The organism is Catenuloplanes indicus (assembly GCF_030813715.1).
Taxonomy (GTDB): domain Bacteria; phylum Actinomycetota; class Actinomycetes; order Mycobacteriales; family Micromonosporaceae; genus Catenuloplanes; species Catenuloplanes indicus.
The window spans coordinates 9,023,383-9,048,028 of sequence record NZ_JAUSUZ010000001.1 but is presented as its reverse complement, the minus strand read 5'-3'; the positions used below and the strand labels follow the sequence as shown (position 1 = coordinate 9,048,028).

General features: G+C 71.3%; 20 protein-coding genes. 7 read left to right on the top strand and 13 right to left on the bottom strand.

Annotated elements, in window-relative coordinates:
* Position 1: 1 nt before the first annotated feature.
* Positions 2-2,074 carry an alpha-1,4-glucan--maltose-1-phosphate maltosyltransferase gene (locus J2S42_RS40565; RefSeq protein WP_307248226.1) on the bottom strand — a complete coding sequence of 691 codons (2,073 nt, stop codon included), beginning with the start codon at positions 2,072-2,074 and terminating at the stop codon, positions 2-4.
* Positions 2,075-2,119: 45 nt separating this feature from the next.
* On the bottom strand, positions 2,120-2,692 hold the full coding sequence (locus tag J2S42_RS40560) for a dienelactone hydrolase family protein (RefSeq protein WP_307248224.1): 573 nt from the start codon (positions 2,690-2,692) through the stop codon (positions 2,120-2,122).
* Positions 2,693-2,746: 54 nt separating this feature from the next.
* Here J2S42_RS40560 and J2S42_RS40555 point away from each other — a divergent pair, with 54 nt between their 5' ends.
* Positions 2,747-3,721, top strand: coding sequence for a helix-turn-helix transcriptional regulator (locus tag J2S42_RS40555; protein ID WP_307248222.1), 975 nt, complete (start codon positions 2,747-2,749; stop codon positions 3,719-3,721).
* Positions 3,722-3,900: 179 nt separating this feature from the next.
* On the opposite strand, the gene J2S42_RS40550 is transcribed toward J2S42_RS40555, so the two are convergent.
* Together J2S42_RS40550 and glgA are read right to left on the bottom strand one after the other, a co-directional pair.
* Positions 3,901-4,782 (bottom strand): DUF5829 family protein, encoded by an 882-nt coding sequence (locus J2S42_RS40550; RefSeq protein WP_307248220.1) that lies wholly within the window; start codon positions 4,780-4,782, stop codon positions 3,901-3,903.
* Between the two features lie 33 nt (positions 4,783-4,815).
* Complete coding sequence (gene glgA, locus J2S42_RS40545) at positions 4,816-6,006, bottom strand: glycogen synthase (protein WP_307248217.1); 1,191 nt, start codon at positions 6,004-6,006, stop codon at positions 4,816-4,818.
* A gap of 68 nt (positions 6,007-6,074) precedes the next feature.
* Between glgA and glgC the strand changes: the two genes are divergently transcribed.
* The 3 genes from glgC (at position 6,075) to J2S42_RS40530 (ending at position 9,621) form a co-directional block, all read left to right on the top strand.
* Entirely contained in the window at positions 6,075-7,307 is a 1,233-nt protein-coding gene (gene glgC, locus J2S42_RS40540; RefSeq protein ID WP_307248215.1) for a glucose-1-phosphate adenylyltransferase, read from the top strand.
* A gap of 164 nt (positions 7,308-7,471) precedes the next feature.
* On the top strand, positions 7,472-7,870 hold the full coding sequence (locus J2S42_RS40535) for an ester cyclase (RefSeq protein ID WP_307248213.1): 399 nt from the start codon (positions 7,472-7,474) through the stop codon (positions 7,868-7,870).
* A gap of 833 nt (positions 7,871-8,703) precedes the next feature.
* Positions 8,704-9,621, top strand: coding sequence for an endonuclease domain-containing protein (locus J2S42_RS40530; protein ID WP_307248211.1), 918 nt, complete (start codon positions 8,704-8,706; stop codon positions 9,619-9,621).
* A gap of 44 nt (positions 9,622-9,665) precedes the next feature.
* On the opposite strand, the gene J2S42_RS40525 is transcribed toward J2S42_RS40530, so the two are convergent.
* On the bottom strand, positions 9,666-10,637 hold the full coding sequence (locus tag J2S42_RS40525; RefSeq protein ID WP_307248209.1) for a hypothetical protein: 972 nt from the start codon (positions 10,635-10,637) through the stop codon (positions 9,666-9,668).
* 263 nt (positions 10,638-10,900) lie between these two features.
* Between J2S42_RS40525 and J2S42_RS40520 the strand changes: the two genes are divergently transcribed.
* Entirely contained in the window at positions 10,901-11,290 is a 390-nt protein-coding gene (locus J2S42_RS40520) for a GNAT family N-acetyltransferase (protein ID WP_307248207.1), read from the top strand.
* 78 nt (positions 11,291-11,368) lie between these two features.
* On the opposite strand, the gene J2S42_RS40515 is transcribed toward J2S42_RS40520, so the two are convergent.
* The 7 genes from J2S42_RS40515 to J2S42_RS40485 form a co-directional block, all read right to left on the bottom strand.
* The gene (locus J2S42_RS40515; RefSeq protein WP_307248205.1) at positions 11,369-13,615 is read right to left on the bottom strand and encodes a penicillin acylase family protein; all 2,247 of its coding nucleotides are present in this window, start codon (positions 13,613-13,615) and stop codon (positions 11,369-11,371) included.
* Positions 13,616-13,848: 233 nt separating this feature from the next.
* Positions 13,849-14,847: an ABC transporter ATP-binding protein gene (locus J2S42_RS40510; protein ID WP_307249303.1), complete on the bottom strand. Its 999-nt coding sequence runs from the start codon at positions 14,845-14,847 to the stop codon at positions 13,849-13,851.
* Positions 14,848-14,909: 62 nt separating this feature from the next.
* Positions 14,910-16,001, bottom strand: coding sequence for an ABC transporter permease (locus J2S42_RS40505; RefSeq protein WP_370879357.1), 1,092 nt, complete (start codon positions 15,999-16,001; stop codon positions 14,910-14,912).
* Between the two features lie 3 nt (positions 16,002-16,004).
* Positions 16,005-16,985: an ABC transporter permease gene (locus J2S42_RS40500; protein WP_307248203.1), complete on the bottom strand. Its 981-nt coding sequence runs from the start codon at positions 16,983-16,985 to the stop codon at positions 16,005-16,007.
* A complete protein-coding gene (locus J2S42_RS40495) occupies positions 16,982-18,082 on the bottom strand; it encodes an ABC transporter ATP-binding protein (protein ID WP_307248201.1) in 1,101 nt (366 codons plus the stop codon). Before J2S42_RS40495 ends, J2S42_RS40500 begins: the two co-directional genes overlap by 4 nt.
* Before the next feature lie 120 nt (positions 18,083-18,202).
* Positions 18,203-19,885, bottom strand: a complete 1,683-nt coding sequence (locus tag J2S42_RS40490) for an ABC transporter substrate-binding protein (protein WP_307248199.1) — start codon at positions 19,883-19,885, stop codon at positions 18,203-18,205.
* Between the two features lie 105 nt (positions 19,886-19,990).
* The gene (locus J2S42_RS40485; protein WP_307248197.1) at positions 19,991-20,989 is read right to left on the bottom strand and encodes a LacI family DNA-binding transcriptional regulator; all 999 of its coding nucleotides are present in this window, start codon (positions 20,987-20,989) and stop codon (positions 19,991-19,993) included.
* A 274-nt stretch (positions 20,990-21,263) separates the two neighbouring features.
* Between J2S42_RS40485 and J2S42_RS40480 the strand changes: the two genes are divergently transcribed.
* Positions 21,264-22,394, top strand: a complete 1,131-nt coding sequence (locus J2S42_RS40480; RefSeq protein ID WP_307248195.1) for an FAD-dependent monooxygenase — start codon at positions 21,264-21,266, stop codon at positions 22,392-22,394.
* Between the two features lie 379 nt (positions 22,395-22,773).
* Here the strand turns inward: J2S42_RS40480 and J2S42_RS40475 are convergent, their stop codons facing one another.
* Complete coding sequence (locus J2S42_RS40475) at positions 22,774-23,808, bottom strand: aldo/keto reductase (protein ID WP_307248193.1); 1,035 nt, start codon at positions 23,806-23,808, stop codon at positions 22,774-22,776.
* 88 nt (positions 23,809-23,896) lie between these two features.
* On the opposite strand from J2S42_RS40475, the gene J2S42_RS40470 reads away from it, so the two are divergent.
* Entirely contained in the window at positions 23,897-24,460 is a 564-nt protein-coding gene (locus J2S42_RS40470) for a TetR/AcrR family transcriptional regulator (RefSeq protein WP_307248192.1), read from the top strand.
* Positions 24,461-24,646 lie beyond the last annotated feature (186 nt).

The window sequence follows — 24,646 nt, the reverse complement described above, 5'->3', positions numbered from 1 at the left end:
CTCACGCTCCGATCCGCTCGACGGTGAAGATGTGGGCGGGGCTGAAGATCGGGTCCAGCCGGACCGCGTTGCCGGACGCGCCCCACACGTAGTTGGCGCCGCTGAGCAGGTCGTGCACCCTGATCCGGTCCCCCCAGTCCAGTCCCAGCGACGGCATGTCCAGGTCGACGGTCGACCACTGCACCGCGGTCGCGTCGAACGAGCAGGCGACCAGGATCGTGTTCGCCGAGTCCGGATCCTTCTTCGACCACACCAGTATGCCCGGATTGTCGGAGTTTTGGAATCGCAGGTTCCGCAGCCAGTGCAGTGCCGGGTTCTGCTTCCGGATCTCGTTCAGCCTCGTCAGGAAGCCCTTCAGCGAGCGTCCCTCGATCTCCGCCCGCTCCCAGTCACGCGGCCGCAGCTCGAACTTCTCGTTGTCGAGATACTCCTCCGCACCCGGCCGCGGCTCGTGCTCGAACAGCTCGTACCCGCTGTAGAGCCCCCACGACGGCGACAGCATGCTCGCCAGCACCGCGCGGATCTTGAACATCGGCGGCCCGCCGTGCTGCAGCGTCTCGTGCAGGATGTCCGGCGTGTTCGGCCAGAAGTTCGGCGTCATGTAGTGCGCGGACGCGACCAGCTCCTGGCAGTAATCCCGCATCTCGTCCGCGCTGGTCCGCCAGGTGAAGTACGTGTACGACTGGGTGAAGCCGATCTTGCCGAGCCCGTGCATGACGGCCGGCCGGGTGAACGCCTCGGCCAGGAAGATCACGTCCGGGTCGGTCTTCTTCACCTCGCCGATCAGCCAGTGCCAGAAGTCCAGCGGCTTGGTGTGCGGGTTGTCCACCCGGAACGCGCGGATGCCCTCGCCCATCCAGTGCCGGACGATCCGCAGCATCTCCGCGCGGATGCCCTCCGGGTCGTTGTCGAAGTTGAGCGGGTAGATGTCCTGGTACTTCTTCGGCGGGTTCTCCGCGTACGCGATCGTGCCGTCCGCGCGGTGGGTGAACCACTCCGGGTGCTCGGTGACCCACGGGTGGTCCGGCGAGCACTGCAACGCCAGGTCCATCGCGACCTCGACGCCCAGCTCGTTCGCCGCGGCGACGAACTCCCGGAAGTCGGACGCGGTACCCAGGTCCGGGTGGATGGCGTCGTGGCCGCCCTCGTCCGCGCCGATCGCCCACGGCGAGCCGACGTCCTCCGCGCGCGCCATCAGCGAGTTGTTGCGGCCCTTGCGCCAGGTGCGGCCGATCGGGTGGATCGGTGGCAGGTAGAGCACGTCGAAGCCCATCTCGGCGACCGCGGGCAGCCGCTTCGCCGCGGTCTGGAACGTGCCGGACTGATGCGGCAGCACCGCGCCCTCGGAGCGGGGGAAGAACTCGTACCACGAGCTGAAGAGCGCCTTACGGCGATCGACCCAGACACGGTACGTGTCGGAGGCGGTCGGGTAGCGGCGGATCGGCTTGTCCCACAGCAGGTCCTCCAGCTGCAGCGCCGGCGTGGTCCGCTCGACCAGGGACAGCTCCTCGTCGCGCAGCGCCTCGGCCGCCGCGAAGATCCGGGCCCGCTCCGCCCGTGGCGTGGGCATCGCGGCCTCGGGGATCTCGCCGGACTCGGTGATCACGGAGCCGCGGCCGTACGCGTACCCCCGGTCGGTCAGCTGGATGCCGGCCCGGCTCTCCGCGTTGAGCGGCAGGCTCCGCGCGGCCTCGGTCAGCAGCGAAGCGCCCTCGGCCAGGTCGTTGGCCAGGTCGGCGAGGCCCTGCCCGGCCGCGAGCTTCTTCGTGACCGCGTTGTGCCAGGTGAGGTACGGATCGTCGAACGCCTCGATCCGGAACGTCCACTCCCCCGGCTCGTCGGGCCGGACGAACGCCTCCCAGCGGTCCAGCCCGACGCCGAGCGGGCGCAGTCGCGTGAACGGCCGGTCGGTGCCGTCCGGCCCCTGCCACACGACGTTGACGCCGAGCGCGTGGTGGCCCTCCCGGTACGCCGTCACCGTCACCGGCATCAGCTCACCGACGACCGCCTTCGCCGGATAACGGCCCCCGTCCACGGTGGGGGCGACCTCTTCGATGGAGAACCGTCCGGTCACTCTGCAAACCTAGACCAGACCGGCCCGATCCGCGCGCCGAGAAGATCAGTGTCTCCCGATCATGGTCAGTGCGCGCGCCACGACCTGCGCGGTCGCGTCCGCGTCGTACCCGGGCAGGCCCTCGTCGGTGAACAGGTGGACGCTGCCCGGATACGTGAAGACCTCGCCGTCGTCGGCCTCCTTGACCAGCGCGCGGGCCGCGTCCAGGTCTCCCTCGGCCGCGAAGATCGGGTCGTCGGCCATGCCGTGCACCTGGACCGGCACGCCGCGCGGCCACGGGCCGAACTCGCCGTGCGGCAGGCAGCCCTCCAGCAGCAGCGCGCCGCGGGCACGGGGCCGGGTCTGGGCGAGCATCTGCGCGGGCGACACGCCGAGCGAGATGCCGGCGTAGACCACGTCCTCGGGCAGCGCGTCCGCGGCCACCCGGCCCCGCTCGGCGATCCGGGAGAAGCCGACCTCCTGCGCGTAGGCGAGGCCCTGCTCCAGGGTCGGGAACGTCCGGCCCTCGAACAGGTCGGGCAGGTGCACGGTGTGGCCGGCGGCCTCGAAGCGGGCGGCGAGCGCCCGCACGCCGTCGGTCAGGCCGTGAACATGGTGGAACAGCACGATCTCGGTCATGCGTACCATCCTGCACGGTTATCCCGACAACGCATGTCGGGATAGCGTCCCGGTGTGCGCGCGTCCCGGATGATGTCACTCCTGCTGCACCTCCAGGTGCGCGGTCAGGCCACCGGCGCGGAGCTGGCCCGGCTGCTGGAGGTCAGCGAGCGCACCGTGCAGCGGGACGCGGAGGCGCTGGCCGCGTCCGGTGTGCCGATCCGGTCGACGCGCGGCCCGGCCGGTGGCTACCGGCTGGACGGCGGCTACCGGACCCGGCTGACCGGCATGGGGCTGGACGAGGCGGGCGCGCTGGCGTTCCTCGGCCTGGCCGGCCCGGCGGACGACCTCGGCCTCGGGTCGTTGCTGGAAGGCGCGCGGGTGAAGCTGTGGGCCGGGCTGACCGGTGCGGCCCGGGACCGCGCGATGAGCACCGCGGCCCGGTTCCACCTCGACCCGGTGCGGTTCTTCGGCACGCCGGAGCCGGTGCCGTGCCTGTCCGCGCTGGCCCGCGCCGTCTGGTCGGACCGCCGCGCCCGGATCGTCTACACCGTGCGTTCCGGCGAGACCGCGACCCGCGAGATCGACCCGCTCGGCCTGGTCCTCGCGGCCGGCGTCTGGTACCTGGTCGCGCTGCGCGACGGCGCGCGCCGCACCTACCGGGTGTCCCGGGTCCGGTCCGTGGACGAGCTGCCCGCACCGGTACGCCGCCCGCACGACTTCGACCTGGCCGAGACCTGGACGGCCGCGCGGGCGGAGCTGGAACGCGAACGGACCGCGGTCGAGGTCACGCTCCGGATCGCCGCACACGCGCTCGGCCGCCTCCGGGAGACGCTGCCGGTGCACGGCCACGACCGGCTGCCGGCCACGATCGCCGCCGATCCCGTCGAGGTCACCGTCCCGTACGAGAGCGTCGAGTGGGCGTTCACCGCGCTGCTCGGCCTGGGCGCGGCCGTCGAGGTGCTCGGCCCGCCGCGGTTGCGCGAGCGGATCGCCGCCGAACTGCGCGCCGCCGCCGGCCACTACCCGGCCGGCGGCGCCACCGGCTAGAGCCGGTATCGAAGCCCGGCATCCCACTTCGACACCGGCCCCAGGTCTTCCGGCCACCGCGAAACCGGCAGGGAGGCCGCCCGCGGCCGACCGGGGCCCGCGGGAGCATGCGGGCCGCACCACGCCGGAAGCGGGAAATCGCTTGACGGCTCTTCGCCTTCGACGTGGCGGCGACGTGTCTAGAACGTCCAGACCGCGTGCTTGCCCGGACCGACCGTCAGCGTGGAGGTGCCGATCTGCTCCACGTGCCGGGCCGCCGGCCGGTTGAGCGCGAACTCGACCTCGCGCAGCCCCGCGTCGGCCCGCGCCACCGCGTCGAACCGGAGCGTGGTCCCACCGCGGGTGACCACCGCACCGGCCGGCAGCTCCCGCACCGCGAACCCGCCGGCCCGCAGCAGCGGCAGCGTCGCGGCCAGGTCGGTCGCGGTCACCGCGAGGTGGACCTCGGTGACGTCCCGCATCAGCTTGTCCGCGTAACCGTCGTTCAGGTAGCGCTCGCGCCCGACGTCGCCGGGGAACGCGGCCGGCTCCACGTTCGCCCGCGGGTCGGCCAGGTACTCCGGCCGGTACTCCATGCCCCAGGCGCCGAACGCGTCGTACGTGGTCGTGGTGAACACCGCGTCGAACCACGGCACCGGCACGCCGTCGCCGAAGTCGCGGGTCTGGGTGAACTCGATCGGGTCGGTCAGCCGGGCGATCACGGTCGCCAGGTCGCCCTCCCGCTCGGCGGACACGCCGAGCCCGGCCGCACCCGGCTGCCCGTCCTGCCCCGGCAGGTCACCGACGCCGAACAGCTCCAGGTAGGTCTCCCGGCCGATCAGGTAGCGCCCGGTCCAGGTCACGCCGCCGGCGCCGGTCGCGGAACGGATCTGGAAGTTCGCGAACTCACGCAGGTACGCCGAGTCCGCGATCGCGTCGGCCGTCACGCGGTCGACGTTGGCCCACGCGTGGTTGTAGAAGAGCAGTTGCCGGCCCGCACCCGCGCCGGCCGTGGTCACGACGACGACCAGCGCCGCCGTGACCACCAGGAGCTTTCGCAACGTCCCCCGTAGCGTCGTCATGCGCCCGATCCTATGCCAGTCCATAGATCGACATCAGAGCACCGAGCGGTAGACCTCCATCGTGGCCTCGGCGATCGCAGGCCAGGAGAAGTGGTCGACCGCGCGCTGCCGGCCGGCCAGGCCCATCCGCCGCGCCCGGTCCGGGTCGGCGATCAGCGAGTTGATCGCGGCGGCCAGATCGGCCACGAAGCGGTCCGGGTCGACCGGTGTGCCGCTGCCGTCCGAGACCTGCGCGATCGGCACCAGCAGGCCGGTCACGCCGTCGTCGACCACCTCCGGGATGCCGCCGGTCGCGGTCGCCACCACCGCGGTCTCGCAGGCCATCGCCTCCAGGTTGACGATGCCCATCGGCTCGTAGATCGACGGGCAGACGAACACCGTGCTGTGCGTGAGGACCTGGATGACCTCCGGCTTGGTCACCATCTCCGGGATCCAGACCACGTTGTCCCGGGTGGCGCGCAGCTCGTCGACGAGCGCGGACACCTCGGCCGCGATCTCCGGCGTGTCCGGCGCACCGGCCAGGAACACCAGCTGCGCGGCCGGGTCCACCTGCCGGGCCGCGCGCAGCAGGTAGGGCAGGCCCTTCTGCCGGGTGATCCGGCCGACGAACGTCAGCGTCGGCACGCCGGTCGCGATGCCGAGCCGCTCCAGCACGCCGGTCTCCGGGTCCGGCGCGTACTGCGCGGTGTCGATGCCGTTGTGCACCACCCGTACCCGCGCGGGGTCGATCGCCGGATAGGCGGCCAGCACGTCGCGCCGCATGCCGTCGGAGACCGCGATGATCGCGTCGGCCGCCTCCAGCGCGGTGCGCTCCGCCCAGGAGGACAGCGCATAGCCGCCGCCGAGCTGCTCGGCCTTCCACGGGCGCAACGGTTCCAGGCTGTGCGTGGTCGCCACGTGCGGCACGCCGTGCAGGAGTTTGGCCAGATGACCGGCCATGTTCGCGTACCATGTGTGGCTGTGCACCAGGTCCGTGCCGGCGACGCCGGCCGCGATCGCGAGGTCGACGCCGAGCACCTGGAGCGCCGGGTTCGCATCCTTCAGTTCGGACAGGTCGGCGTAGGCCGACGCGTCGGGACGGGGCGTGCCGAAACAGTGCACCTGGACCGGCGTCAGCGCGCGCAGCGCGGCCGCCAGATATTCCACGTGCACGCCGGCGCCGCCGTAGACGGCAGGCGGGAACTCCCGCGTGAGAAGGTCGATTCTAAACCTGTCTGTGCCCACCATCGCACCCTAATCAAAGATTGAGTTCTCGGCTGGCGGAGCGCCCCCGACCTGGATAACGTCCTGTTATGACGCCCAAAGTTCTCGCCATCGTGCTGGCCGGAGGTGAGGGCAAGCGGCTCATGCCGCTCACCGCCGACCGCGCCAAACCCGGTGTGCCCTTCGGGGGCATCTACCGGCTGATCGACTTCGTCCTGTCGAACCTGGCGAACGCCGGCTTCCTCAAGATCGTCGTGCTCACCCAGTACAAATCGCACTCGCTGGACCGGCACATCACGCAGACCTGGCGGATGTCCAACCTGCTCGGCAACTACGTCACGCCGGTACCGGCACAGCAGCGGCTGGGCCCCCGCTGGTTCGCCGGATCGGCCGACGCGATCTACCAGAGCCTGAACCTGATCAACGACGAGAACCCCGACTACGTCATCGTCTTCGGCGCGGACCACATCTACCGGATGGACCCGCAGCAGATGGTGCAGGACCACATCGACTCCGGCGCGGACGTCACCGTGGCCGGCATCCGCCAGCCGCTGTCGATGGCGAACCAGTTCGGCGTGATCGAGGTCGACGAGAGCGGCCGGCGGATCTCCGCCTTCCGGGAGAAGCCGACCGACGCGATCGGCCTGCCGGACGCCCCCGACGAGATCTACGCGTCGATGGGCAACTACGTCTTCACCACGAAGGCGCTCTGCGAGGCCGTGACCGCGGACGGGATGGACCTGTCCAGCAAGCACGACATGGGCGGCAACATCATCCCCAACTTCGTCGCACGCGGCACCGCGAACGTCTACGATTTCCGGGACAACGTCATTCCGGGGTCGACCGAGCGTGACCGCGCGTACTGGCGGGACGTGGGCACGCTCGACTCGTACTACGAGGCCAACATGGACCTCATCGCGATCCACCCGATCTTCAACCTGTACAACATGAAGTGGCCGATCCTGACCGACCACGCCCCGTACCCGCCGGCGAAGTTCGTGCACGGCTGGGAGGAGCGGATCGGCCGCGCGGTCGGCTCGATGATCTCACCCGGCGTGGTCGTCTCCGGCTCCCTGGTGGAGAACTCGATCCTCTCCCCCGGCGTCCGCGTCCACTCCTGGGCCAACGTCACCGGCTCCGTCCTGCTCGACGGCGTCGACGTCGGCCGGCACGCGGTGGTCCGCAACGCCATCATCGACAAGAACGTCCGCATCCCGGAAGGCGCGGAGATCGGCGTCGACCTGGAACGCGACCGTCAGCGTTTCACGGTCTCCGACAACGGCATCGTCGTCATCGGCAAGAACCAGCGCATCGAGCGATAGAACACCGATCAGCGGTACGCGCCGGGCGCGTCCACCGCCTCGGACGCTTCGCGGTCCGGGCGCTGGACGGCCCGGCGTTCCCGGTTCCGGCCCGCTCACCCTCCGCACGCCGCCGCCGGGCTCACCCGCCGGTCCCGCGTGCGCGCATCGGTCACACTGAATGGATGGAATCGCACGCCGCCCTGATGACGCGGGCCTTCGAGACGCTCACCCGCGACGGCGTGGACGCCGCCGCCACCCTGCTGACCGACGACTTCATCGCCAACCTTCCCGGCCTGCCCACCCCGCTGCACGGCCGCGAGGCGTGGGCGGCGGGTGTCCGCCAGATGCTGGCGGCCTTCCCCGACCTGCGCATCACGATCGAGGACACGGTCACGGAGGGTGACCGGATCGCGGTCCGGGTCCGCTTCCACGGCACCCACACCGGGCCGTTCCAGGGCATCCCTGCCACCCATCGCCCGGTCACCTTCACCAGCATCGAGATCTACCGCATCCACAACGCTCTGATCGCCGAGGAGTGGGTCTCCCCCGACATGCTCTCCCTGATGCACCAGATCACCTGACCCCACCTGCACACCCCCTCCAGCGCAGCACGCCGACACACAAGCCGCAGCAGCGGCAGCGGGACAGCGCAACGGCCAGCGGCCAGCGGCCACGGCAGCGAACGGCAGCGGGCAGCGGCAGCGGGCAGCGGCAGCGGGCAGCAGCAACGGAAGCGGCAGCAGCAGCGGAAGTGGCGCAGCCGCAACGGCAGCAGCAGCGGAAGCGGCGCAACAGCAGCGGCGCAACAGCAGCGCAGAGGCGGCAACGGCAGCGGAAGCGGCGCAACAGCAGCGCAGAGGCCGCAGCGGAAGCGGCAGCGGGCAGCAGCGGGCAACGAGCAGCAGCAAGGCCAGCATCGACATCCGCAGGGCAGCAGCAGCATCACCGGTCAACGCAGGCAGGCTCCGGACAGCGGGGCAGCGGGCATAGCGGCAACGCACGCTGGCGGTAGCAAGGCCAACATCGACGCCGCAGCGTCTGCGGCGTCGAGCACAGGGCAGCAGCGGCAGCGGAGCCGTTCAGTCCGGCTCGGGCGCCACGCGCCCGAAATTTCGTATTAAGTTAGCTCCTGGCGTCACGCGGTTCAAAGGGCACACTGACCCGGCGATCAGCTCCGAAAACCGCTCAGGCACTTCGCGCCCGAAATATCCTGCTATAAACAGGCTGCAAGCCACAGACCATCTGACCCCCTCCCCGCCTCCACCCCCTGAGTGATCAATCAGTGGAGCGAAAAGGAGATCAAAAATCGAAGTTGACCTCCTTTTTGCTCCACTGATTGATCACTCAGCGCCGATTGGCCGCGTCGACCGGACGGGGCAGCGGAAGTGAGTGAGGAAGGGGCATGCTGGGCGGCATGACGCGAGCGGACGTGCACCGGCAGCTACGGGGCCGGCCGTTTCGCGGGCGGGATGCGATCGCGGCGGGCCTGGTCACCCTGGCACAGCTCAAGGGACCTGCCTGGAAGCGTCTCTACCAGGGGATTTACGTAGAGGCGGATTGGTACCGGCCCGATGATCATCGTATGTGGTGCGAGGCCGCGCTGCTGGCGGCGCCGGAGGGATCCGCGGTCGGCGGGCTCAGCGCGGCCCGTCTGTGGAGCGTCGACCTGCTGCAGCCCGGAGACCCGGTGACGGTGATCGTCCCACCCGGCCGGCGTACGCGGGAGCAGGTGCGACTGTCCGTCGTACGGGCCGCGCTACCCGCGGATCAGGTGGACGGCTTCGGCGGCTTGCGGCTGACCACGGCGGCGCGGACCGCTTTCGACCTCGGCCGTGGGCCGGACCGGACCGGCGCGGTCATCGCCGTCGACGCGATGCTCCATCGGCGGCTGATCACCGCCGACGAGATAGCCGCGCTCGCGAATCGGCACCCCGGCTGGCCCGGCGTGTCCAGGTTACGGGAGGTGCTGGCGCTGGCCGAGCCGAAGTCGGAATCGCCGATGGAGACGCGCCTGCGCCTGATCATCGTGGACGGCGGTCTGCCCCGTCCGGTGGCCCAGCACCTGGTCCGGACGCCCGACGGACGATCCGTCGGGCGCGTGGACCTGGCGTACCCGGAGCTGAGAATCGTGCTGGAGTACGAGGGCGACCACCATCGGGACCCGGCGACCTACCGGAAGGACATCGCACGGTTCAACCGCATCCAGGAGACGGGCTGGCTGGCGCTGAGGTTCACCGCGGACGACGTGTTCACACGACCGCAGAAGATCATCGAGGAGGTACGGCGAGCCATGGCCGCGATGACCCGGACAAAAGCGATCAGCGGTACGTAGAGCCACTTGGGTCGCTCAGCCCACGGCGGCCCGAACGGCGGCGGTCAGCGCGGGTCGCCCGCGGCGAGGCCGGCGCCGTCCTGCATGGTGCGCCGGCAACCGGAAAGCTCGACGTAGATGGCCGCTCCGGTGTCCACCGGCTGCAGCAGCGCAAAGGATTCCGACGCCTCGGCACAGGGCGCGGCCTTCGCGGCGGGCGGGAATGCGGCCCGTACCGCCTGCCACGCCTCCGCGGTCAGGACGGCGCCGGACCGCAGGGTGCCCGCGGGTTTGCCGCTGCCCAACTCGGTCGCTGGCACGTCGTAGACGCACAGTCGAAGCGACGCGTCCGCAGCCGGCGGCGCGGCGGCGGGCGGCGCTTCGGTCCCGAAGCCGGCCGACACCGCGATCATGTCTGCGTGCCGGTCCGCACAGCCGGTACGCGCGGACAGACTCGACTGCGACTCGCCGACCGGCGTCTCGGCGACGGTGGTCCCCCGGAGTGCGGACAACGCGGTGAGCACCTCGCGCCGCGGCTTACGGCAGTCGTCGTGCGGCACGCCGGGCCGCACCCAGGCGCCGTGCGCGTCGTGCAGCACGAACCACGGCAGTATGACCGCGTCCGCCGTGCACGCCTCCGCCGTTCCCGGCAGGTTCGGCAGCCGCAACGCCGCGACCAGCGCCGCCACCGCGGCCGGATCCTCCGTGCGCTGCTCCGACATCACGACGTCCCGACCGCCGTCCGACCGCTGCCTCAACCCGGCACCGCAGGTGGTCACCGCAACCGCCGCGAATCCCGCCGGCAGTCGCGGTTCCTCGCTCTGATCCGCACCGACCGGCGGGATCATGCCCGCCCCCGCATCCGGCGTGGCCTGCGGCACCGGCGCTCCCGCCACCGCGCACGAGTCCCACCCCACCGCGAGCGACGCCACCGGTTGCGCCTCGTCCCGGCCTCCGGGCCGCTCCCCCGGCGCCGCACACGCCCCCACCGACATCGCCACCACCAGCATCGTTCCGGCCGCAACCCGCTGTCCCACCACGCCTCCCGTCGCCGTCACATCCGCCCGCTTCGACGCCCCACCCACCCGATCTGGTTCCACCGGCCACCCCAACCGCCCGATCCCCCCGCACACCCCGCCCCCGCCGTCGTTCAGCGCCTTGGAACACGGACTCCCGCACACCACGGCGCGCGCCACGAGTCGCCTGGCACACCACGGACCACGTGCATCACGGATCGGGACGCGACGCGGATCCCGCTATGGCGGTGGGCTGTGTCGCCGAGTCGCGTAGGGTGCCGGCCATGCCGGAGACGTTGACGGTCGGCGATGAAGTGACCGACGAGGAACTGAATGAGCTGTTCGCCGCGGCCTGGCCGGAGCACCGCCCGCGGTCGTGGGCCGCGCTCCACGCGCGCAGCCTCGCCTGGGTGACGGCCCGCATCGATCGCGATCTCGTCGGCTACGTCAACGTCGCCACCGACGGCGGCGTCCATGCGTTCCTGCTCGACACGACGGTGCACCCGGCTCATCGCCGACGGGGCCTCGGCCGCCGCCTGGTCCTGGCTGCCGTGACCGCCGCCACGACCGCTGGCGCATCATGGCTGCACGTGGACTACGAGCCGCACCTCGGCGGCTTTTACCAGTCGGCGGGCTTTCGCCCGACCGCCGCCGGACTCCTCCGCCTGGACTGACCCGGCAACGCACACACTGCGTGGGTGGGGCGGACCGGTGGCCGCGCGTGGGCTCGCGGCCACCGGCATCGGGGTGGGTCAGCGCAGGTGGCGGATCGTCAGGTGCGGGTCGGAGGCGATCTCGCGCTCGGTGAAGCGCTCGGTGACCCAGCGCTTGTCGTTGTAGACGTGGATCTGGTCGGTGTGGTGGGGCGACGTCGGGTTCGCGGACTGGCCGTACGTCAGGAGCGTGCGGGTGCGCGGGCCGGAGCGGGTCAGCTCGGTGGCCATGATGAAGCTGGAGCCGTGCTGCACCCCGGAGTCCGGACGGGTGACGTCGGCGGTGATGACGTTGAAGCAGCCCTCGCGACCGTCGCAGCCGTGCACGCCGATACTCTCGTATTTCTGCACGTCGGCGAGGCGGACGTCGACCGGGATGCTGGCCGCGGCGAAGGCCTGAACCGCGTCGGCCAGCGCGGTGCTGACGCCCGGGCGCGTCGCGTCGAAGCCACGTGGCGTGTTCACCGGGTCGGCCGGGTCGAAGGGAACGGTCCACGGATCGGTCCGCAGCCGCAGGACGAACACGCGCCAGAGCGCGGCGCCGCGCGCTTCGAGGTCGCCGCGCGTGTTCCAGCCGGCCAGCGCGGCGCAGGCGGCGGTCAGGTCGACGGTGCGGCCGTCGGTGGCGACCGCGGACGGGGCGGGTGCGCCGGACCGGCACCAGGCCAGCACGGACGGCAGGCCGCGCTCGGCTGTGAAGTTGCGGTTGTTGAGCTGCATCGCCTGCAGTTCGGCCAGCGTGAACCCGGAGTCTGCGATGCCCTCGGCGATCATCTCGAGGCCCATCCGCGTCCGGTAGGACCGTGGCGTCCCGGTGTCTCCGACGATCGCGGGATAGCTGACCAGCGGCGCGGCCGGGTTGGCCAGCCACGGGCTGTCGTTCATGTTGCTGACCACGTCGCGGCGGAACAGCGTGGGCAGGTTGCCGGCGCCGAACAGGCCGGGCACGGGCGCGTCCGCGTCCGAGCCCCAGGCGCAGTCGGCGCGGGAGCCGTCCAGCACCGGGATGCCGTCGAAGTCGGCGAGCCCGCACCGCTCCTCCTGCTCATTCGTCACGTGCGGGACGACCTGCAGGTCACCGTAGAACGCGGTGCCGGTGACGTCGGCGGCGGTGGTGTTGACCCAGGGCGAGGCGAGCAGCCGGGCCTGGACGTCGCGGAGCTGCCGCACGTCGCGCGCCTTCGCCATGCCGATCCACTGGTCGACCGTGCGGAGGTTGGTCGCGTTCGCGCTGCGCAGTTGGAAGGCCTGGGTGGCGTCCCACGGCAGCGCGCCGGGGATGGACACGATCGGGCCGTCCGGCGTGCTCCACACCGACTGGGTGACCGTGGTGAGCGTGCCGTCGTCCTGCCGCACGGTCACCGTAACCGGGTCGTTGCGCAGCACGCGGGTCTGACCGTCCACCACGTACCGCGTGGGGTCGCCGGGGGTGAGTGCGAGCCGGTGCAGCGTGACCGTGACCGCGGTGGAGACGGTGTGACTCCAGGCGACCCGGTCGGTGTGACCGATCGCCACGCCGGGGAGGCCGGGGAGCGAGACGCCGGAGACGTTCAGCTCGCCGGGGATGGTCAGGTGGATCTGGTGGAAGCGGCGATCACACTGCCAGGGGAAGTGCGGGTTGGCCAGCAGCATGCCGGTGCGGCCGGTGGTGCCGTCGGCGCCGAGCCCGACCGCGTTGCTGCCGATGCCGCCGCCGAGCACGTCGGGCAGGCCGGTCGGGGCGGTGCGGGACGCGACGGCCGGTGTGCCGGGCGGCTGGGCGGCCGCGATCAGGCCGGTGACGCCCTCGGCGCCGCCCATGTCCGAGATCTGCAGCACGCGCCGCCAGACGTCCAGCTCGGTGATCGGACGGACCCACTCGGCGCCTCGGCAGACGGACTCGGGCAGGTTGTCGACGCCGACCGAGGACAGGTAACGGTTGTAGCCCTCGGCGTAGCCACGCGCCAGCTCGCGCGCGTCACGGGACGGCCCGCCGGGAGCGGCCAGTGCCCGCTCGACGACGCGGTTCTGCTTGAGCCAGCGGTGGTAGAGGTCGTCCTCCAGGTTGCCGCCGGCCGGGCCGAACCACCGGGACTGCTCGCCGTCGAGCGCGACGATCTGCGGCGCGAGCAGGCACAGATTGTCCTCGGCGAACGCATAACCGGCGCCGACACCGGCCGTGCGATAGCTGGACGCGAGCACGTGCGGGATGCCGAACTCGGTGCGCCGCAGTGTGGCGCCGCCCGGTGCCGCGGAGGCCGGCACCGCGGTCGTCACCAGCGCCGCCGTGATGACGAGTGCCGCCATCGACCGCGCTCTTCGCCCGAACATAGGAACCTCGCCCCCTGGCCGACCGTCGGCCGCGGTCCATCATGCCAGCCGACGAGAGCGGTTCATCGATATCCACAGGCCGAAAAGATATCCACAGGCGACGAAACAGATGGCGGCCGAGCGCGTAACCTCGCTGACAGTTGTCGATGGATGGTATAGACGTAGGCCGGGCCCGCGTGCCGTGCGGGAGCGCGCGGGCCCGGCGGGGATCACCCGACCGGGGCGGCCGTCGGGTGAAGCCAGCAGGCGACGGTGCGGTTCCCCGCGCGGTCGGCGGCCGGCGGCGGCCCGAGCGGCGGCAGGTGCGTCGCACACGGAGCGAAGGCCTTCGGGCAGCGCGGGTGGAAGGAGCAGCCGCGCGGCATGGCACGCAGGTCCGGCGGCGATCCCGGGATGCCGCTGAGTTCGCGCTTCTCACCCCGGAGAGCAGGAAAGGAGTTCAGCAGCCCATGACTGTACGGATGGAGCGAGTCGCGATACAACGCGGCCGCCGGTGCCTCCTCCACGATCCGCCCGCCGTACATGATGGCGATCCGGTCGGAGAACTCCACCAGCAGCGACAGGTCGTGCGTGATGAACAGGACCGAGAAGCCGAGCCGTTCGCGCAGCTGGACGAGTTGCCGCAGGATCTGCCGCTGCATCACCACGTCGAGGGCGGTGGTCGGCTCGTCCATGATCACGACCTGTGGCTCCAGCGCCAGCGCCATCGCGATCATGACGCGCTGCCGCATGCCGCCGGAGAGCTGGTGCGGGTAGGCGTCGAGCCGGTCCTTCGCGATCCCGACCAGACCGAGCAGCTCAGCGGCACGCGCGGTCAGCGCGGCCCGGGTCAGGCCGGGGGTGTGCGCGCGGATCACGTCGGTGAGCTGCACCGAGATCTTGTGGACCGGGTTGAGCGAGTTCATCGCGCCCTGGAAAACGATGGACGTCTCCGCCCAGCGGAACGCGCGCAGCTGCTTCGGCGTGAGCGCGAGCACGTCGAACGGCGCACCGTCACGCGGATGGTAGATGACCTGACCGCCCGCGATCACGCCGGGCGGCGGCAGCAGCCGGGTCGCGCCGTAGGCGAGCGTCGACTTGCCGCTGCCGCTCTCCCCGGCCAGCCCGAGCACCTCGCCGCGGTGCAGCGTCAGGTGCACCTCGCGCACCGCGTGCACGGCGTCGTCGCCCAGCCCGTAGTCCACGTTGAGGTTGCGGATCTCCAGCACGGGCTCACGCCGGCGGGGACTCCCCGCGGCCGGTTCGGTCCGCACCGCACCGATCGACTCGATCACGCCGACTCCTTCTCTCCGAGCGGCCGCTGCGCGCCGGGCGCACCGGTGGGGGTGACAGCCGCCGCCGACGCCACCCGCTCCAGCGGTACGGCCGGGGCGTGCGGTGACACCGGGTCCTCGCCCAGCGGCGTGGTGCGCAGGACCGGGGTGAAGCCGACCCGCATCCGTACCGTGGCGCCGGAGGCGGTCCTGATCGTGGTCTTGCCCGCGGAGCGGAGACGCGGGCTGACGAACTCGTCGATGCCGAAGTTGACCAGCGAGAGCGCGGTGCCGAGGATCGCGATCGCCAGGCCGGCCGGCACGAACCACCACCAGGCACCGGAGGCGAGCGCTTGCTGACCCTGGGCCCAGAACAGGATCGTGCCCCAGTTCCACTCGGAGACCGTGGTGATGCCGATGAACGCCAGCGTGATCTCGGACATCACCGCGAAGATCACCGTGCCGACGAAGCCGGAGGCGATGATCGCGGTGAGGTTCGGCAGGATCTCGAAGAAGATCACCCGCCAGGTGGGCTCGCCGGTGGCCCGCGCGGCCTCCACGTAGTCGCGGCGGCGCAGCGACAGCGTCTGCGCGCGCAGCACCCGCGCGTTCCAGGCCCACGAGGTGAGGCCGATGACGAGCGCGATCATCAGGTCGGTGCTGCGCTCCAGCAGCGACGTGATGATGATGATCAGCGGCAGCGAGGGGATCACCAGGAACACGTTGGACAGTGCGGAGAGGGAGTCGTCCGCGGTGCCGCCGAGGTAACCCGCGGTCACGCCGACCACGATCGCGAGCGTGGTGGCGATCACGCCGGCCAGGAAGCCGACGAAGATGACGCCACGCGTGCCGACCAGGATCTGGCTGAGCACGTCCTGGCCGAGGTGGGTGGTGCCGAACCAGTGTGCGGCGGACGGTGGCTGGAGCAGGTCGGCGGAGCGCTCCGACGCGTCGTACGGTGCGATCCACGGCCCGATGATCGCCAGCAGCACGAAGAAGCCGACGATGGCGATGCCGGTGGCGGCCTTCGCGTTCGCGACGAAGCGGAACGGCCGGCGCTTGGCCGCGACGGCGGCCGGGGTGATCTCCGCGGCCGAGGGTGTGGTCACGTCTCAGCCCTCCCTTCGGGTGCGCGGGTCGAGCGCGAGGTAGGCCAGGTCGGCCAGCAGGTTCGCGGCGAGCACGGACAACGTGATCACCAGGAAAACGCCCTGCATCAGCGGGTAGTCCTTGGCGCCGACCGCCTGGAAGAGCTGGAAACCGAGCCCGGGGTACGAGAAGACGATCTCGACGAGCAGTGTGCCCCCGACGATGAAGCCGAGCGAGAGCGCGAAGCCGGACACGTTCGGCAGCAGTGCGTTGCGGGCCGCGTAGGCAAGCGCGACCCGGCGTTCCGGCAGTCCCTTCGCGTGCGCCACCGTGATGTAGTCCTCGGCCGCGACCGTGACCATCATGTTCCGCATCGACAGGATCCAGCCGGACACCGACGAGATCAGGATGGTGAACGCGGGCAGGATGCTGTGCTGCAGCGCGCTGCCGATGAACCACTGGTCCCAGGCCGGGATGAGCCCGGGCTCGTAGCCACCGGACGACGGGAAGAAGCTGCCCGGCCCGGCGAGCACGGTGATCGCGATCAGGCCGAGCCAGAAGTACGGGATCGAGGAGAGGAACGTGGTGGCCGGCAGCAGGCCGTCGACCCAGGAACCGCGCCGCCAGCCGGCCAGCACACCGAGCAGCGTGCCGATCGCGAAGCTGATGATCGTGGTGATGCCGACCAGCAGCACGGTCCAGCCGATGCTGTCACCGATCACCTGGGAGACGGGCGCGGGGAAGAACGTGAACGACAATCCGAGGTCGCCGCGGAACAGCTGACCCCAGTAGTCGACGTACTGTCCCCAGAGCGACTTCTGCTCGTCCAGGCCGAACAGGATGTAGAGCGACTGGATCGCGTCCGCGTTCAGCTGCCCCTGATAGCGCGAGATCATCGAGCGGACCGGGTCGCCCGGGATCAGGCGCGGGATGAAGAAGTTCAGCGTGATCGCAGCCCACGCGGTGAACAGATAGAACGCCACCCGGCGAAGGACGTGCTTCACGACGTCACCTTCCCCACCGCCGATGACGCAGCCGACGCAGTCGGCCGCGCCGCCGCGACCGTCTCCGGGTCGAACAGCCAGCACGCGGCCCAGTGCCCGTCCGCGTCGCCCACGGTCAGCCGGGGCGGCAGCTCGGTCGTGCACCTGGTCATCGCGGCCGGGCAGCGCGGGTGGAAACGGCACCCGGCAGGCGGTGCGATCAGGCTCGGCGGTTCACCGCCGCCGCGGTCCTCCGGCGTGTGCGCGGCCGCCTTCCGCGCGGAGCCCTGGATCGTGTCCGGGTCCGGCGCCGACTCGATCAGCAGCCGGGTGTACGGATGAGCCGGCCGCTGCGTGACGGTTTCGCTGTCGCCGCCCTCGACCATCCGGCCGGCGTACATCACCAGCGTCTCGTCCGCGAAGTATCGGGCCGACGCGATGTCGTGCGTGATGTAGAGGATCGCCAGGTGCAGCCGCTCCTTGAGGTCGCGCAGCAGGTTGAGCACGCCGAGCCGGATCGACACGTCCAGCATCGACACCGGCTCGTCCGCGAGCAGGACCTCCGGGTTCGCGCCGAGCGCGCGGGCGATCGCGACGCGCTGCCGCTGCCCACCGGAGAGCTCGTGCGGGAACTTGTCCAGGTAGCGTTCCGGCGGCGTCAGGTGCACCCGGGTGAGCAGCGCGTGCAGCGCGTCCTCGAGTTCCGCCCGGGTCCGGCCGCCGTTGCCGTGGATGCGCAGCGACCGGGTGAGGTGGTAGCGGATCGTGTGCACCGGGTTCAGCGACGCGAACGGGTCCTGGAAGATCATCTGGACCTTCCGGGCGTACGCGCGGAACGCCCGGCCACCGCGCACGGCGCTGACGCCGCCGTGCAGCCGGATCTCGCCGGACGTGCGCGGGTAGAGCTGGGAGAGCAGGCGGGCCACGGTCGACTTGCCGGAGCCGGACTCGCCGACGAGCGCGGTCACCCGGCCGCGGCGCAGCGTGAGCGTCACGTCGTCCACCGCGTGCACCACGCGCAACCTGCGGGCGAGCAGGTCGGCGAGGCCTCGTCGTACCGGGAAGTGTTTGGTCAGTCCATCGGCGGAGAGGACCACCGTGTCGTCACTCGGCGTCATGCCGGGCTCCTCGGGAGAGGGGGTGCGGTCCTCCCCGGGCGGCGGTGGCACACCCGGGGCGGACCGCAGGGGATTGATCTGGCCTTCAGCCCGCTTCGGGACCGGCGGCCGGAGGGAGGGTCAGGCGCCGGCCGGCTTGAGGTGCAGGATCACGTCGACCGCGTTGGGCTGCGTGGGCTGCGCCGGGGCGTAGGGGTCCTCGGCGGACGGCCAGCCGACCCAGTTCTTCACGTTGTAGGCGCCGCCGGCGTTGTCCGCGCCGACCGGGATCATCGGCATCTGCTCGACGAAGATCTTCTGCAGCGTGTTCATCGCGGTGGTGCGCGCCGCGTCGTCGGTGGCGTTGGCGTACGCCTCCAGCGCGGCCGTCGCCTCCGGGCTGTCGAAGCGGCCGAAGTTGCCGTTCTGGGCGGCCTGACCGACGGGCTTGAGCAGGTTGCCGTCCATGATCGTCTGGTACATGTCGTACGGGGTCGCGCCGCCGTTGGTCCAGCGGAACGAGGCCTCGAACGTGCCCTCCTCGATCGACTTCTGCCAGGCGTCCTGGGTGGCCTTGTCCAGCGTGGCCTCGATGCCGATCTGCGAGAGGTTGTCCTTCACGATCTCCAGGCTGGTGATGTAGTCGGACCACGGCGCCGGGTCGGTCAGCTTGATCTTGACCGGCTTGCCGCTCTTGTCCTTCAGCGTGGTGCCCTCGAGCTTGTAGCCGGCGCCGGTGAGCAGCGCCTTCGCGCCCTCGACGTCGACCTTGTGCGTCTGGCCCTTGAACTCCGGCGCGATGTAGGGGTCACCGGCCGGCGTCGGGATGCCGGTCACCGACGTGATCTCCGGGTGGAAGTAACCGGCCGCGGCCTGCTCGAAGATGTCGTTCCGGTTGATCACCATGTTCATCGCGCGGCGCAGCACCGGGTCGTCGAACGGCTTGACCGTGGTGTTGATGTACAGCCCGTGGATGCCGATGACCGGGGCCGGGAAGATCTTGTTGTTCTCCGGGTCCTTGTCGATGTAGACCGTCTTGTAGTTCGGGATGAAGACGAAGCTCCACTCCGACTCGCCGTTCGCCAGCGCGGTGGTCTGGGCGTTGTTGTCGTTGTACGACGTGAAGCGCAGTTCCTTGACCTGCGGCAACTGCTGCCAGTAGCCCTCGGTGCGGACGGACAGCGTGGTGGTCTGCGGCGTGAACGTCTTCAGTGTGTACGGGCCGGTGCCGACCGGGTTCTTGATGATGTCGGTGGACGGGTCCGGGATCTGCGACCACAGGTGCTTCGGCACGATCGCGATGTCACGCAGGATCCGGGCCTCGTTGACGAACTGCGGCCGCTCGAACACGATCGACGCCTGGTTGCCGGTCGCGGTGGCGGAGACGATCGGCAGCGCGAACCGGTTGATCGCCGGCGTCTTGCCGATCAGGTCGTAGGTGAATGCGATGTCCTCGGCCGAGAACGCGGTGCCGTCCGACCACTTCGCGCCCTCGCGCGCGGTCACGGTCAGCGTCTTGAGGTCCGCGCTCCAGCTGTACTCCTGCGCCAGCCACGGCTTCGGCTTGTCGGCCGGCCGGATCACGTTGGCCAGCGCGAGCGGCTCGTAGATCTGCCAGCGGTAGCCGAGGATGGAGGCGGAGGACGACTCCAGAAACGGGTTGTGGTTCTCGGTCTGCGGCCCGTTCGGCATGCCGATGTTGAGCACGGTCGCGGCCCCGCCGTTGTTGCGGTTCGCGTTCGGGCTCTCGCCGCAGGCGCCGAGCGCGGCGGCCGCCAGCACGCCGGCGATCGCCATGGCGACGGATCTTCTGGTGGGACTCATGCGGTCCTGCTCCCTCTTCTGATGTGTGGTGCCCGGTGCCGGGGCGTGCGGGATCGCGCCACGGCGGGCGTACCGTCGCGGCCGGCGATCCTGTTTTGTGGTGATTTATCGGCCGGTGGTGGACTCGCGGGTGACGAAGGTGGTCGGGATGGTCACGGGGCTCGCGGGCAGCGGTTCGCCCGCGAAGTGCGCCAGCAGCAAGCGGGCGGCCGCGTCGCCCATCTCCCGCAGTGGCTGGCGCACCGTGCTCAACGGCGGCTGGGCATTCGCGGCGAGCGGGAGGTCGTCGAACCCGACGACCGCCACATCACCGGGCACGCTCCGGCCGGACTCGATCACGGCCTGCATCGCGCCGGTGGCGGACAGGTCGTTGTGCGCGAACACGGCGTCGAACCCGGCGCCGGCGCTGCGCAGCACGGCCTCGCGGCCGCACCGATAGGAGAAGTCGCCCTCGAAGACCAGCGCCGGGTCGATCGGCAGGCCGGCCTCCGCGTAGGCGTCGGCGAATCCGGCCACCCGCTCCCGCGTGCAGCCGAACGTGATCTTTCCAGTGATCACGAGCGGCCGGTGCCGGCCCAGCGCGATCAGGTGCTCACCGGCCGAGCGGGCGCCCGACCGGTTGGTGGTGCCGACGGACGGGAACATCGGCCGCCGCGCGGCGCGGTCGTCGATCAGCACGACCGGCAGCCCGCCCGCGTAGAGCTCCGCGATGTAGCCGGTCTGCCCGTCCGGCTCGACGACCAGCAGGCCGTCGAACGCACGCGCGGAGACCTGCTGCGCGAACTGACGCATCGAGTCCTCCCCGCGGTTGACCGTGAACAGCAGCAGGCCGTAGCCCGCCGCTTCCATCGCGTCGACCGCGCCCTGCAGCACCTCGCCCATCCAGGGCCAGGTCAGCGACGGTACGAGCATGCCGACGATCCGGGTCCGGCCGCGTGCCAGCCCGACCGCGCGAGCACTCGGCACGTAACCGAGTTCGGCGATCACCCGCCGGACCCGGTCCGCGGTCTGCGCGTCGAGATCGTCCTTACCGTTCAGTACCCGGGAAACGGTGGTCTTGCTGACACCCGCGGCCGCGGCGACGTCCGCGATGGTGATCGTCAATCCACCCACCCCCCGAGCTGTGTCGGCACGGTTAACGACACGTTCGGAACCGGTTGCGGAAGCGGTTCCGTGGGGGGAGTCAACCGGAGTGAGCTGGGGCACGTCAATAACGACGAGGTAACGAACCACGGCTAACTTCAAGGTTTGTAGGAAGTGCGAGAGAACGCTCTCTCGGAATAGGGACGTTCCATCACGCATCGCCCGTGATCACTAATCGTCGCGATCGAAACGTTATGATTTGGATCTGGCCGGATGCTCCGCTTGACTGGCCACCGTGAGAGCACTTGTGGTGGGTCTCGGCGTCTCCGGAATGGCCGCGGCGATCGCCCTGTCCGGGGCCGGCTGGACGCCGGTGATCGTGGAGCGCGCGCCCGCACGGCGCACCGGCGGATACTTCGTCGGCCTGTTCCCCGCGGGCAAGAAGGCCGCGGACCGGCTGGGCGTCCTCGACCGCATGCACCTGCGCACACCCGTCGACCACCGGACCTGGGCGGTCGACGCCGGTGGCGAGCGACGGCGCAGCATCGGCTTCCTGGACCAGCCGGGCCAGCCCGAGGGCACCATGCGCGGTGACGTGGAGGCCGCGCTCTGGGCCGGCCTCTCCCCCGACACCGACATCCGGTTCGGCACCGGGCCGCTCTCCCTCCGGCAGACCGCCGACGCGGCCTACGCCGACCTCGGCGACGGCGAGGAACGCTTCGACCTGGTGGTCGGCGCGGACGGACTGCGCTCCACCGTGCGCCGGCTCGCGTTCGGCCCGGACGACCGGTACCTGCGGCCGGCCCGCTCGATGATCTGCACGTTCTCACTGGACGCACCGGTGCCCGGCTACTCCGCCTCTGACCAGCTCGCGCTGGTCGAGCCGGGCCGCGCGCTGTGGGTCTTCCCGTACCGGGACCGGCCGCCGACCGCGCTGTTCGCGTACCGCGCCCGGGACGTCGACGCCGAGCAGCGGCGCGACCCGGCCGAGGCGCTGGCCGCCCGCTACGCCGGCATGGGCGAGCCGGTGCCGTGGGTGCTGGACCGGCTGGCCCACGCACCGGAACGGCTCTTCGACTCGGTGTGGCAGGTGCGCATGCCGCACTGGCACCGCGGCCGGGTGGTGCTGCTCGGCGACGCCGCCTGGTGCCTCACGCTCTACTCCGGCATGGGCGCCAGCACCGGCATGATGGGCGCGGCCGCGCTCGGCGACGCGCTGACCTCCGGCCTGCCGCTACCCCGGGCACTGCGCGCCTGGGAACGCACGATGCGCCCCACGATCCGCGCTCACCAGCTGATCGCGCACGTCAAGGGCGAGGGCTTCGTTCCGTCCAACCCCTTCAACCACGGGGTACGCAGATTCGTCGTCGGTCAGGCCGCCAAACTGCTCATCCGCAAACCCCGGCCGGCCATCGGACTGTCCTGACACGGACGCGGGCGCGCGGCCCGGGCCGGCGCACGAACCGGCCCGGCACGCGAACGGGACCGGCACGCAGTCCGGACCACCACCGCAGACCGGACCAGCACCGCAGACCGGACCAGCACCGCAGACCGGACCGGCGCACGGACGCGTCCGGCACACGGACCCGGGCCGCACGGTCACACCGCCGGCAACGCGGTGCGGCCGGGTCCGCAGCCCACGCTGCCGGGCCGCCCTGTGCCGCGCACACCGCCCCAGCGGTGATGAACGCCCACGGCCGCGGCTCGCCGCCACGGCGCCGGCAACCACGGCAGCCGGTACGGCGCCCACCCGGCCGCCCCGATCCGCACGGTCGCCACGCCGGTCCCCCTCCCGCGTGCTCCGGTCAGGCCGCGGCACGGGCCGCGACGGGCCGGCGGCGCAGGTCCGGCACCGTCAGAGCGGGCGGTACGAAAGCCTGGTCGAGCGTGCCCACGTCGGTGCCGGGTGGGACGATCTCGTCGATCCGGTCGAGTACGTCGTCGGTGAGCGTGACGCCCAGGCCGGCGATCAGGTCGTCGAGGTGCCGCTCGGTACGGATGCCGATCAGCGCGCTGGTCACACCCGGGTGGGCGATCGCGAACGCCATCGCGAGATGGGTCATCGGCAGCCCGGCCTCGGCGGCGAGCGGCATCAGGCGCTCGACCACGTCGATTCGGTGCGCGTCCCGCAGGTGCCGCATCATCCCGGAGCGGCGCAGGCCGTCACCGGCCGACGGGGCCGGATCGTCACGGCGGACCCGGCCGGTGAGCAGCCCCTGGCCGAGCGGGCCCCAGACCAGCGTGCCCATGCCGAAGTGCTGGGTGACCGGCAGCAGTTCGCGCTCGATGCCACGATTGAGGATCGAGTAGGCCGGCTGCTCGGTGTGGAAACGCGCCAGGCCCCGCCGCTCGGCCGTCCACTGTGCCTCGACGATGCCGGACACCGGCGTGTGCGACGCGCCGATCGCCCGGACCTTGCCGTCGCGGATCAGGTCGGTGAGAGCGGCCAGCGTCTCCTCGGTGCCGGTCACCGGGTCCGGGAAGTGGATCTGATAGAGATCGATCCGGTCGGTCCGCAGCCGGCGCAGCGAGCGCTCGACCGCGGTGACGATCCAGCGCCGTGACGTGCCCTGCTGGTTGGGGTCGCGGCCGGCCGCGCGTCCGAACTTGGTGGCGAGCACGACGTCGTCCCGGCGCCCGGCCAGCGCCGCGCCGATGACCTCCTCGGAGTCGCCGTACGCGTCGGAGGTGTCGATCAGGTTGATGCCGGCGTCCAGCGCCCGGTGGATCAGGTGGCCGGACTCCTCCGGTGCGTTGCCCATGGCCGTGGCCAGCATCAGACCACCGAGACCGTACGGGCTGACCCGGATGCCGGTCCGGCCGAGGGTGCGATAGAGCATGCGTCTCTCCCTGCGGGTACGCTAAGCGGAAAGCTTTTCCGAAACTATACGGAAAGGCTTTCCGCTTACGCAAGAGAGGTGCGGCCGGATGACCGAGGAACCCCGCCGCCGGCGCGCGGACGCCCGGCGCAACGTGGACGCGCTCCTGGAGGCCGCGCGCACGGTCTTCGCGACCTCGGGCGTGGACGCGCCGGCGAAGGAGATCACCGACCTGGCCGGCGTCGGCGTGGGTACGCTCTACCGGCACTTCCCCCAGCGGTCCGACCTGGTCAAGGCCGTGGTCGAGGCCGGCATCGACGCGGTCGCGGACGCCGGCCCGCAGCTGAGCGCCGCGCACCCGCCGGTCGAGGCGCTGCACCTGTGGGCGCAACGCTTCGCCGAGTTGCTCGCCACCAAACGCGGCCTCGCGTCCGCACTGCACTCCGGTGGCGCGGCGTTCGCCGGCCTGCCCGGCTACTTCGTGGCCCGCCTCGGCCCCGCCCTCGCGGCCCTGCTCGACGCCGGGCGGGCGGACGGCTCGATCCGCGACGACGTCGTGGCCGACGAGGTGCTGCACGCGATCACCGCGCTGTGCCGCCCGATCCCCGGCCACGAGCCGCACTACCACCAGCGCATCGTGGCGGTCTTCATCGACGGCCTGCGCCGGACGTGACCTCACCGGGCGCCCGGCCGGTTCCACGACGACCAGCCGGGCATCACACCGGTCCACGATGGACCGCGGCGATGCCGCGACCGCCGCCCCGCACCGCGTTCGGCGGCGCGGGTGCAGCTCATGACTTGTGGTGCACGACGCCGGCACGGCCGCCCCGGTCCGCCCCTGCGCGGCCGCGGCCGCGTC

Coding starts and splice junctions, on each gene's coding strand:
- J2S42_RS40560 (WP_307248224.1), bottom strand. CDS start 2,692: ATGACCGAGATCGTGCTGTTCCACCATGTTCACGGCCTGACCGACGGC.
- J2S42_RS40550 (WP_307248220.1), bottom strand. CDS start 4,782: ATGACGACGCTACGGGGGACGTTGCGAAAGCTCCTGGTGGTCACGGCG.
- glgC (WP_307248215.1), top strand. CDS start 6,075: ATGACGCCCAAAGTTCTCGCCATCGTGCTGGCCGGAGGTGAGGGCAAG.
- J2S42_RS40535 (WP_307248213.1), top strand. CDS start 7,472: ATGGAATCGCACGCCGCCCTGATGACGCGGGCCTTCGAGACGCTCACC.
- J2S42_RS40530 (WP_307248211.1), top strand. CDS start 8,704: ATGACGCGAGCGGACGTGCACCGGCAGCTACGGGGCCGGCCGTTTCGC.
- J2S42_RS40520 (WP_307248207.1), top strand. CDS start 10,901: ATGCCGGAGACGTTGACGGTCGGCGATGAAGTGACCGACGAGGAACTG.
- J2S42_RS40515 (WP_307248205.1), bottom strand. CDS start 13,615: ATGGCGGCACTCGTCATCACGGCGGCGCTGGTGACGACCGCGGTGCCG.
- J2S42_RS40495 (WP_307248201.1), bottom strand. CDS start 18,082: ATGACGCCGAGTGACGACACGGTGGTCCTCTCCGCCGATGGACTGACC.
- J2S42_RS40490 (WP_307248199.1), bottom strand. CDS start 19,885: ATGAGTCCCACCAGAAGATCCGTCGCCATGGCGATCGCCGGCGTGCTG.
- J2S42_RS40475 (WP_307248193.1), bottom strand. CDS start 23,808: ATGCTCTATCGCACCCTCGGCCGGACCGGCATCCGGGTCAGCCCGTAC.
- J2S42_RS40470 (WP_307248192.1), top strand. CDS start 23,897: ATGACCGAGGAACCCCGCCGCCGGCGCGCGGACGCCCGGCGCAACGTG.